Origin of the sequence: Streptomyces sp. NPDC048424, from assembly GCF_040651555.1 — a bacterium.
Classification (GTDB): domain Bacteria; phylum Actinomycetota; class Actinomycetes; order Streptomycetales; family Streptomycetaceae; genus Streptomyces.
In genome coordinates this window covers 113450-122295 of sequence record NZ_JBEZKE010000022.1, presented here as the reverse complement: position 1 = coordinate 122295, position 8846 = coordinate 113450, and the positions used below count along the sequence as shown (strand labels likewise).

At 71.8% G+C, this 8846-nt stretch carries 10 protein-coding genes and 1 pseudogene; 7 read left to right on the top strand and 4 right to left on the bottom strand.

The features are described from left to right. From AB0D29_RS27560 to AB0D29_RS27545, 4 genes and pseudogenes are all read right to left on the bottom strand, one after another. A pseudogene (locus AB0D29_RS27560) lies at positions 1-205 on the bottom strand (sulfate ABC transporter substrate-binding protein); the annotation flags it as partial. 327 nt (positions 206-532) lie between these two features. Then, a complete protein-coding gene (locus AB0D29_RS27555) occupies positions 533-604 on the bottom strand; it encodes a putative leader peptide (RefSeq protein WP_351302269.1) in 72 nt (23 codons plus the stop codon). A 164-nt stretch (positions 605-768) separates the two neighbouring features. Beyond that, positions 769-1227 carry an Rrf2 family transcriptional regulator gene (locus AB0D29_RS27550; RefSeq protein WP_030723366.1) on the bottom strand — a complete coding sequence of 153 codons (459 nt, stop codon included), beginning with the start codon at positions 1225-1227 and terminating at the stop codon, positions 769-771. An 85-nt stretch (positions 1228-1312) separates the two neighbouring features. Further along, entirely contained in the window at positions 1313-2518 is a 1206-nt protein-coding gene (locus AB0D29_RS27545) for an acyl-CoA dehydrogenase (RefSeq protein ID WP_362857904.1), read from the bottom strand. Between the two features lie 232 nt (positions 2519-2750). On the opposite strand from AB0D29_RS27545, the gene AB0D29_RS27540 reads away from it, so the two are divergent. The 7 genes from AB0D29_RS27540 to AB0D29_RS27510 all read left to right on the top strand — a co-directional run bounded on the left by AB0D29_RS27540 (position 2751) and on the right by AB0D29_RS27510 (position 8829). Continuing rightward, the gene (locus tag AB0D29_RS27540) at positions 2751-2834 is read left to right on the top strand and encodes a putative leader peptide (RefSeq protein ID WP_324617234.1); all 84 of its coding nucleotides are present in this window, start codon (positions 2751-2753) and stop codon (positions 2832-2834) included. A 223-nt stretch (positions 2835-3057) separates the two neighbouring features. After that, the gene (locus tag AB0D29_RS27535) at positions 3058-3621 is read left to right on the top strand and encodes a winged helix-turn-helix domain-containing protein (protein ID WP_362857902.1); all 564 of its coding nucleotides are present in this window, start codon (positions 3058-3060) and stop codon (positions 3619-3621) included. A 228-nt stretch (positions 3622-3849) separates the two neighbouring features. After that, entirely contained in the window at positions 3850-4815 is a 966-nt protein-coding gene (locus AB0D29_RS27530) for an amino acid ABC transporter permease (protein ID WP_362857900.1), read from the top strand. Further along, the gene (locus tag AB0D29_RS27525) at positions 4812-5588 is read left to right on the top strand and encodes an amino acid ABC transporter ATP-binding protein (protein ID WP_362857899.1); all 777 of its coding nucleotides are present in this window, start codon (positions 4812-4814) and stop codon (positions 5586-5588) included. Before AB0D29_RS27530 ends, AB0D29_RS27525 begins: the two co-directional genes overlap by 4 nt. 75 nt (positions 5589-5663) lie before the next feature. Further along, positions 5664-6680, top strand: a complete 1017-nt coding sequence (locus AB0D29_RS27520) for an ABC transporter substrate-binding protein (protein ID WP_362857898.1) — start codon at positions 5664-5666, stop codon at positions 6678-6680. Positions 6681-6722: 42 nt separating this feature from the next. Beyond that, positions 6723-7472 carry a GNAT family N-acetyltransferase gene (locus AB0D29_RS27515; protein ID WP_362857896.1) on the top strand — a complete coding sequence of 250 codons (750 nt, stop codon included), beginning with the start codon at positions 6723-6725 and terminating at the stop codon, positions 7470-7472. 151 nt (positions 7473-7623) lie between these two features. Next, positions 7624-8829, top strand: a complete 1206-nt coding sequence (locus AB0D29_RS27510) for an LLM class flavin-dependent oxidoreductase (protein ID WP_362857895.1) — start codon at positions 7624-7626, stop codon at positions 8827-8829. The last annotated feature ends 17 nt before the right edge of the window (positions 8830-8846 follow it).

The following is an 8846-nucleotide window of genomic DNA, read 5'->3' as shown; positions in this document are numbered from 1 at the left end:
GCGCGGTGGCGTGCGTCAGGTTCGGGAAGTAGCCGATCCGCACCTCGGAGGCCGACAGCTTCGCGCCGTCCGCGGCGGCGTTCGCGGCCTTGTCGGCGTCGTCCTTCTTGGCCTCCGAGCCGTAGCCGCAGGCGGTGAGCAGCAGGGGAAGCGTCGCGGTGACGGCGATGGCGCGCAGGGTGGTGAGCGGTCTTGCGGCAGACACGGAGGTGTCCTTTCACGGGATGGTGTTCAAGGAGGGTGCAAGGAGGTACGGAGAAGGGCGACGCGAAGCCGTCGGCACGCACGCAGCCGACGCCCGGCGGTGAGCGGTGAGTGGTGAGCGGTCAGCGGTCAGCGGTCAGCGGTGGGCGACGGGGTTGCGGTCGCGGACCCGAGGAACGAAGGGGATGCCGGAGGCCTCGGGGACGGAGGTCGAGCCCGTACGGCGGACGCCCGCGCTCGACTCCACGCGGTCGGCGTGGTCGGCCGGGGGGTCCGTCCGACGGTGCTCGGTGGTGACTACACGTGGAGCGGGGCCCGGCGCGTGGTGTCAGCCGGGCTGACAGATGGCGCTGGACGTGCGGAGCAGGTCGATGTGCCGGCGGGAGGTCAGAGGCAGCATCCGGCCTGCGTGATGCAGTGTTCGCACGGCCCACCTCACTGGATTCCTAGTTTTCCCACCTGGTTGGTAGGCATATTGGCAGAGGCGGACACCCACCCCAAGAGGGTGACCGAATGCTGGACGCCAGAATCTCGTTATGTGAGAACATGCAGGTGGGGCAGGGGTCAGGGATTGGTCCAGGCGCCGGGGGTGTCGGCCAGTGCCGATACGTCCGCGGGCAGGTCGGACGACGCGACGTCGGCGAGGCTCACGCCGTCGAGGATCTCGCGGACATTGGCCCGCAGCGCGATCCACAGGGGGAGAAGTGCCTGCGCGGGGCCGGTGTAGGACAGGTCCGGAGGGCGCACCCCGCGCACCGAGACGAGCGGTCCGTCCACGACGCGGATCACGTCCGCGATGCTGATGGACTGGGCGGGCTTGGCCAGCCGGTAGCCGCCGTTGCCGCCGCGCTGGCTGAGCACGAGGCCGCCCCGGCGCATGTCGTTCAGGATGCCCTCGAGGAACTTGTGCGGGATGTCCTGGGCGTCGGCGATGGCCTCGGCCTTCACCGGCCCGTCATCCTGTGACGCGGCAAGCTGCAGTGCGGCACGTACCGCGTAGTCCGCCCTGGCTGAGATCCGCATACGGACATTATCTTGCATCGATTCGGCCGCTGTCCCCTCGCGGGTGCGCCGGCCGCCGGCCGCCGGGCGGGTACGCGGGCCCGCGTCAGCGGAAGGCCGCCACCACGGGGTGGGAGCCGTTGAGGTAGTGCTCGCCGATGGAGCGCAGGCGGTGGGCGGCGGGGCGGTGGGCGGTCAGGACCCGGGCGTTGCGCCAGAACCGGTCCAGGCCGGGCGCGTCGGCGAGTTCCAGCACCCGTGCGGTGATGCGCAGGGCTGCTTTCGACGTCACGGTCTCGGCCGTGGCGACCAGGGCGGCGACGCCCGCGGCTCCTTCCGCGTCGAGGTGCGTACCCGTGTCGAGGGCCCGTGCCATCACGTCCGTCGCCCGGTCGACCACGGCGGTGGCCGTCTGGGCGGCCGAGGCGAGTTCCCCGTACGTCAGGAAGAGGTCCGGGTCCTCGCCGGGGAGCCGGTGCGCGCGGCCGCCCCTGCTGAGGTCGCGCGCCTCGGTGAGGGCGCCCTCGGCGATGCCCAGGCCGACGTGACACAGGGCGAGCCGCAGCGCCGGCTCCGCGAGCGCGGTGAAGGGTGCGGTCGACTCCTCGTCGTGCGGCAGGCGGCCCAGCACCTGTTCGGGCGTGATGGTGACCCGGTCCAGGACGACCTCGCCCGCGCCGGCGACGCGCTGCCCGAGGCGGTCGTGGGCGGACTCGACGCTCACGCCCCGTGCGCCGGGTGGGATCCGTACGACCAGGACGTCACCGGTCGCCGCGCAGACGGCGTCGACCACGATCTGGTCGGCCGCGGCCACCGCCGTGTCCACGGACCGGCGCCCGCTCAGCACGTAGCCGGGGGTGCGCCGCCGCAGCGTGAGCTCCGGTCCGTCGGTGTCCTCGTGGGGGACGGGAGCGCGGACCGCACCGGTCCACAGCCACTGCTCGCCCACCGATTCCTCTTCGAGGGCGGTCGCGTGGTGGTGACTCGCGTAGAAGCGACCGCTCCAGGTGTGCACGTAGTGGCGGGCGAGTACGTCACCGACGGAGCTGTCCGCCGCGGCGATCTCCCGTATGACGGCGCAACCGGTGCGCCAGTCCGCCCCGCGGTCGGGCCCGGGCGGGGTGAGGGCCGCCGGCAGGCCCGCCTCGCGCAGCCGGGCCGTCTCGTCGGCCGGCGGCTTGCCCGCCTGATCGCGGGCGATGGCGTCCGCGGCGAGGTCGTCCGCCACGTCGCGGGCGGTACGCAGGAGCGTGCGGCGCTGTGCGTCGACGGATCGCCGGCCGTCGGTGCCATGGGGGATGGCGGTGGTCATGTCGGCTACTCCGGAACGTTGTTGGGTGGCGCCGGCCGGCCGCTTCACCGAATCCCCACCTTTCCCATCGGATTGATAGGGATACTCGCCCGAAGCCGCCTGCCCGGCAAGAGCGTGACCGAATGGCGGACGATGCGATCTCGGTATGAGAGACCGTGCAGGTCAGCGGCATTTCCTAGTCAATCGGTAGGGAAGTATTGACGCGCGCCGCCGCGCACCTCACGATGTGACCATGTCCCCGTCGCAGCCGTTGCTCGTACGCCGCAGGCACGTTGACCTCCGTCGCGTCGCCAGCGCCGTCTGCCGACCCGTCTAGGGCTTCTCCGACAGGGCATTTCCTCGAAGCGCGCCGGTCATCCGGCTGCCGCTCCCCTCCGTGCGCCGCACTGTTCCCGTGACCCCGGCCCTCCGAGCCGTAAGGGTCCGCCCGGTGTGCGGCGCGCCGGCCCTCCCGCCGGATCCGTCACGGAGACCCCTGCCCTGTCGCGGCCCAACACCCGGCGTCCGTACCTCATTCCGAGCAGCCGAAGGGGCTCATCGTGACCACCGCACTTCCCGCACCGGTACCCGCCACCGCCGTCCGCCGTTCCCCGGCCCCGCGCCTCCAGCTGGTCGGCGACCGTCCGCCCGCCGTCTCCGCCCACGGGACCGGCGGCGGCCGCGTCGGATACCTCGTGTTCCTGCCGGCGGACGTCGACCCGGTGGCGGTGATGACGGCGCACGGCATACGCCCGGAGATCCATCCCCTCGACACCAGGACGCTCCCGGCTCCCGAGCCGGCGCCGGCCCCGCACCCCGACACGGTCCGGCCCGACGATGTCATCCGGGTCGACGGCGCGCGTCGGCTGGCCGAGATCGACGGACGCGAACTGGACCTCACCTACCTGGAGTTCGACCTCCTGGCCCACCTGGTGGCCCACCCGTACACGGTCCACAGACGAGAGGCCCTCATCTCGGACATCTGGGGTTACGGACACATCGGCGACGGCCGTACGGTCGACGTCCACGTGGCCAGGCTGCGCCGCAAGCTCGGTCCCGCCCACCGGGGCCGCATCACCACCGTGCGCCGCGTCGGCTACAAGTACGTTCCCGACCACCAGTAGCCCCGGAACCGGGCCGGTCCAGCGGCCCGAAACATTTCACCCGAAGGCGTTGTGTGTACGGCGGATGAAAATGCCGCACGCTTCCGCGCATTTGGATATCGGGGCCGTTGACAGCCCTTCTCCCGGCTGCCTAGCTTACGCCGCAGAAAACGACATCAGCGGCCTCTTCTGTCCGGCATGACGGCTGCTTTTCGATTCTTCGACTTATCGAATGCTGCTGGAGTGTCCTTGACCGAATCGCTTGTCCTCACCGCGCGTCCGGGACCGCCGGCGCCGGCCGAGCGGGTCCTCCCGCTCCGCCGGCCCGGGCGGTGGATCGCCACCGTCATCGTGCTGGTGCTGCTCTCCCAGGCCGCCCACGGACTGCTGACCAACCCCTTCTACCAATGGGACCGCTTCACCTACTGGTTCGTCCGGCCGGCCATCCTGGAAGGCCTGCTCATCACCCTCCAAGTGGCCGCGTACAGCGCGGTCCTGGGCCTCGCGGGCGGCATCCTGCTCGCCCTCGGCAGGCTTTCCACGAACCCCGTACTGCGCTCGGTGAGCTGGGGGTACATCTGGCTGCTGCGCTCGGTACCGCTGATCGTGGTCCTGCTCTTCCTCTACAACCTCAGCGCCCTCTACCCCACCCTGAGCATCGGGGTGCCCTTCGGCCCCGCCTTCTTCACCTTCGACGAGTCGAGGCTGGCCACCGACATCGTGGTGGCGGTCGTGGGGCTGAGCCTGAGCGAAGCGGCGTACGCGGCCGAAGTGGTACGGGCCGGTGTGCTCTCCGTCGACCAGGGCCAGCACGAGGCGGCGGCCGCGCTGGGACTGCCCAAGCGGTACCAGTTCGCCCGGATCGTCTTCCCGCAGGCGCTGCGCTCCATCGTCCCCGCCTACGTCAACCAGCTGATCGGGCTGGTCAAGGCCACCTCGCTGGTCTTCTACGTTTCGCTGCTCGACCTGTTCGGCACGGTGCAGAGCCTCGGCAGCACCTACTCCGGCGACATCGTGCCCCTGCTCCTGGTGGCCACCTGCTGGTACGTGGTCCTCACCAGCGTCCTCTCGGTCGTCCAGTTCTACGTCGAGCGGTACTACGCGCGCGGCGCGCTGCGCACCGTTCCGCCCACCCCCCTGCAGCGGGCCCGGACGGGCCTGCTCGACCTCCGGGACGGCCTCTCGGACCGCTTCCGGAAGGAGACGGCGCGATGACCACCGCCGCGCGGGCCGCCGCGATCGAGGTCCACGACGTGCACAAGTGGTACGGCGGCCGGCAGGTCCTGGACGGGGTGAGCCTGACGCTGCGGCCGGGCACGGTCACCGCGGTCCTGGGCCGCTCCGGCTCCGGCAAGTCCACCCTGCTGAGGGTCATCAACCACCTGGAGAAGCCCGAGGCCGGATACGTCAGCGTGGGCGGCGAGCTGATCGGCGTACAGCGCCACGGCGGGCGGCTGAGGGAACTGAGCGAACGGGCGATCCTCGCCCAGCGCGGCCGCATCGGCTTCGTCTTCCAGAACTTCAACCTCTTCCCGCACCTGACCGTGCTGGACAACGTCGCAGCGGCCCCGGTGGCCACCGGCAGGCTGCCGCGGCCGCAGGCACGGGCCCTGGCACGCGAACTGCTGGAGCGCGTCGGGCTCGGCGACCGGACCGGCGCCTATCCGCGGCAGCTGTCCGGGGGCCAGCAGCAGCGCGTGGCCATCGCCCGCGCCCCCGCGCTGCGGCCCGGAGTCATCCTCTTCGACGAACCCACCTCCGCGCTCGACCCCGAACTCGTCGGCGAGGTGCTGTCCGTGATCAAGGACCTGGCCACCGGGGGCACGACGCTCGTCATCGTCACGCACGAGATCGGCTTCGCCCGCGAGGTCGCCGACGAGGTCGTCTTCCTCGACGACGGCCGCGTCGTCGAACAGGGCCCGCCGGAGCAGGTGCTGGACCGGCCCGTCCACCCGCGTACGCGGGAGTTCCTGAGCAAGGTCCTCTGACTCCGCCGCACCCTTCCTCATCGAGCGCCGCCTCACCCCGTCCCACCAGCCCTTCCCGACCCGAAAGGGAACACCATGCAACGCCGACACTCCCTGCGCACCAGACTCACCCGCGGCCTCGGAGCCGCCACCGTCACCGTGGCGCTCGCCTCCGGTCTCACCGCGTGCGGCGGTGAGGCCGAGGCCACCGGACCGGGCCCCGGCACGGTCACCGTCGGGGCGGTGTCCAACGGCGCCGCCCAGCAGGCCGAGCTGTCCGTCCCGGTGGTCGAGTCCCTGCGCGCCCAGTTGCCCGCCGACGTGCGCGAGCGCGGCGAACTCGTCATCGGGGTCGGCGCGCTGCCCGCCGGCTTCCCGCCCCTGGCGTACGCGGGCACCGACCAGAAGACCCTGACCGGCGCGGAACCGGACCTCGGCCGCCTGGTGGCCGCGACGCTCGGGCTCAAGCCGGTCGTGAAGAACTCCACCTGGGAGAACCTCTTCGTCGGCATCGACAGCGGCAAGGTGGACGTGGCCTTCACGAACGTCACGGTCACGGAGGAGCGCAAGAAGAAGTACGAGTTCGCCTCCTACCGGCAGGACAACCTGGCCTTCGAGACGCTGAAGGACAACCCCTGGAACTACGCCGGCGACTACCGCAACCTCGCGGGCAGGACGGTCGCGGTCGGCTCGGGCACCAACCAGGAGAAGATCCTGCTGGAGTGGCAGAAGAAGCTCCAGGCCGAGGGCAAGGACATCACCGTCAAGTACTTCCCCGACGCCAACAGCACCTACCTGGCCCTGAGCGGCAAGAAGATCGACATCAGCTTCGGCCCGAACCCGTCCATCGCCTACCACATCACCCAGACGGCGAGCGGCAACGCCCCCACCCGCAACGCGGGCTCCTTCTCCGGCGCGGGCGAGTCGCTCCAGGGCCTGATCGCCGCGACCGCGAAGAAGGACAGCGGGCTCGCCAAGCCGGTGTCGGAGGCGATCAACCATCTGATCAAGAACGGACAGTACGCGCAGCTGCTCGCCGCCTGGAACCTGTCCAACGAGGCCGTCACCACCTCCCAGGTCGACCCGCCGGGCCTGCCCGTGACCAACTCCTGAATCCCCGGCCCCCGGGCCGCGCCACGGACGGAGAGGCCGCCCATGACCACGAACGCAGGTCCCACCACGCACGTCCTCGACAACCCCGCCTGGGCCTCGCTGTCCGGCGCGCACGCCGCCTTCGCCGAGCGGGCGGCGGCCCCTCCCGGGGCCGCCCCCTCCTCCTTCCCCCGCGCCGCCCGCTATCCGTCGGACGTCTCGCCGTTCGCCGCCCTCGTGGACCCGGCCGACCCGGACTCCTGGGCCGACCTGCGCAGACTGGTCGGCGACGGCGGGATCGCCGCGCTCGCCGGCGTACTGACCCCGCCCGACGGCTGGGAGACCGTCGGCTCGGTCGCCGGCGTCCAGCTGGTCGACACCTCGCTGCGCGCCGAACCCGCCCCCGAGGCGGTCAGGCTCGGCCCCCGCGACGTACCCGAGATCCTCGGCCTGATCGAGCTCACGAAGCCCGGTCCGTTCCTGCCCCGCACCGTCGAGCTGGGCACGTACCTCGGCATCCGGCACCGGGGCCGGCTGATCGCGATGGCAGGAGAGCGGCTGCGGCCACCCGGCTGGACCGAGATCAGCGCGGTGTGCACCCATCCCGACCACCAGGGCCGGGGTCTGGCGACGCGGCTGGTCCGCGCCGTCGCCGCGGGCATCCGGGAGCGCGGCGACGTCCCGTTCCTCCACACCGCCGCGAGCAACACGACGGCGATCCGACTGTACGAGTCGATCGGCTTCACCCTGCGCCGCCGCCCGTCCTTCATGGCGGTCCGCGCGCCCGGCAACACCGCTGCCAACTTCTCTTAATATTCAGGTCCTTGTATGGCACCGCTATAAGGCATAGCGTTTCGAAGAGATATTGATGACGGGCCTCTTCCCCGCCCTCTCGTACGCCCTCATATTCGCGACGCGCATCGGCCTTTTCCTCGCCCGGCCGACCAGGAAGGCGTAATTCGACGTGTCCTCATCCCCGCCCGCATCCGCATTCGCATTCGCATCCTCCGAACCGCTGCACCTGGCCGTCGCGCTCGACGGCGCGGGCCGGCACCCGGCCGCCTGGCGCGAGCCGGGCGCCCGGCCCGGTGAGATCTTCACGGCCCGCTACTGGGCCGACGCCGTGGCCGTGGCCGAGGCCGGACTGCTCGACTTCGTCTCCTTCGAGGACTCCCTCACCCTTCAGTCGTCCTCGGCGGAAGGGCCCGACGGACGCACGGACCGGGTCCGGGGGCGGCTGGACGCGGTGCTCACCGCTGCACGCGTCGCACCGCTGACCCGGTACATCGGACTGGTCCCGGCGGTGACGGCCACCCACACCGAGCCCTTCCACATCTCCAAGGCGATCGCCACCCTCGACCACGTGAGCCGCGGTCGCGCCGGCCTGTGGATCCAGGTGTCCGGACTCCCGTACGAAACACGGCACTTCGGCCGCCGGGCGGTCCCGCTCCCGGAGGCGGAGTCCTACGCGGAGGCCGCCGACCACGTCGAGGTGATCCGGCGGCTGTGGGACAGCTGGGAGGACGACGCGGAGATCCGGGACGTGGCCACGGGCCGGTTCGTCGACCGCGACAAGTTGCACTACATCGACTTCGAGGGCCGTCACTTCAGCGTGAGGGGGCCGTCGATCACCCCGCGCCCGCCGCAGGGGCAGCCCGTGGTCGGCGCGTCCGGCGACGGCGAAGCCTCGTACGCGCTCGTCGCCCGGTCCACGGACGTCGGGTACGTGGCCGCACACGACGGGGACGGTACGAGGGCCGCCGTCGCGGCGATCCGGCGGGCCCGCGAGGCGACCGGGCTCGCGGCGCAGCCGCTGCACCTGTTCGGGGACCTCACGGTGTTCCTGGACGAGGACGCCCCGGCGGCCGTCGCCCGTCTGGAGCGCCTGGACCTGCTCGCGGGTGCCCCGTACGGCGACGGGGGCGCGGTCTTCGCCGGGAGTCCCGGGCAGCTGGCGGACCTGCTCCTGGAGCGCCGGGAGGCAGGTCTGTCGGGCTTCCTGCTGCGGCCGGGTGTGATCGCCCGGGACCTGCCCGCGATCACCCGGGGGCTGGTGCCGGAGCTCCAGCGGCGCGGGGTCTTCCGCAGGGCGTACGAGGCGGACACCCTGCGCGCACTGCTGGGCCTGGAGCGCCCGGCCGGCCGCTACGCCGCCCACCCCGCCGCCTGATCCCGGACCGGAAGGAC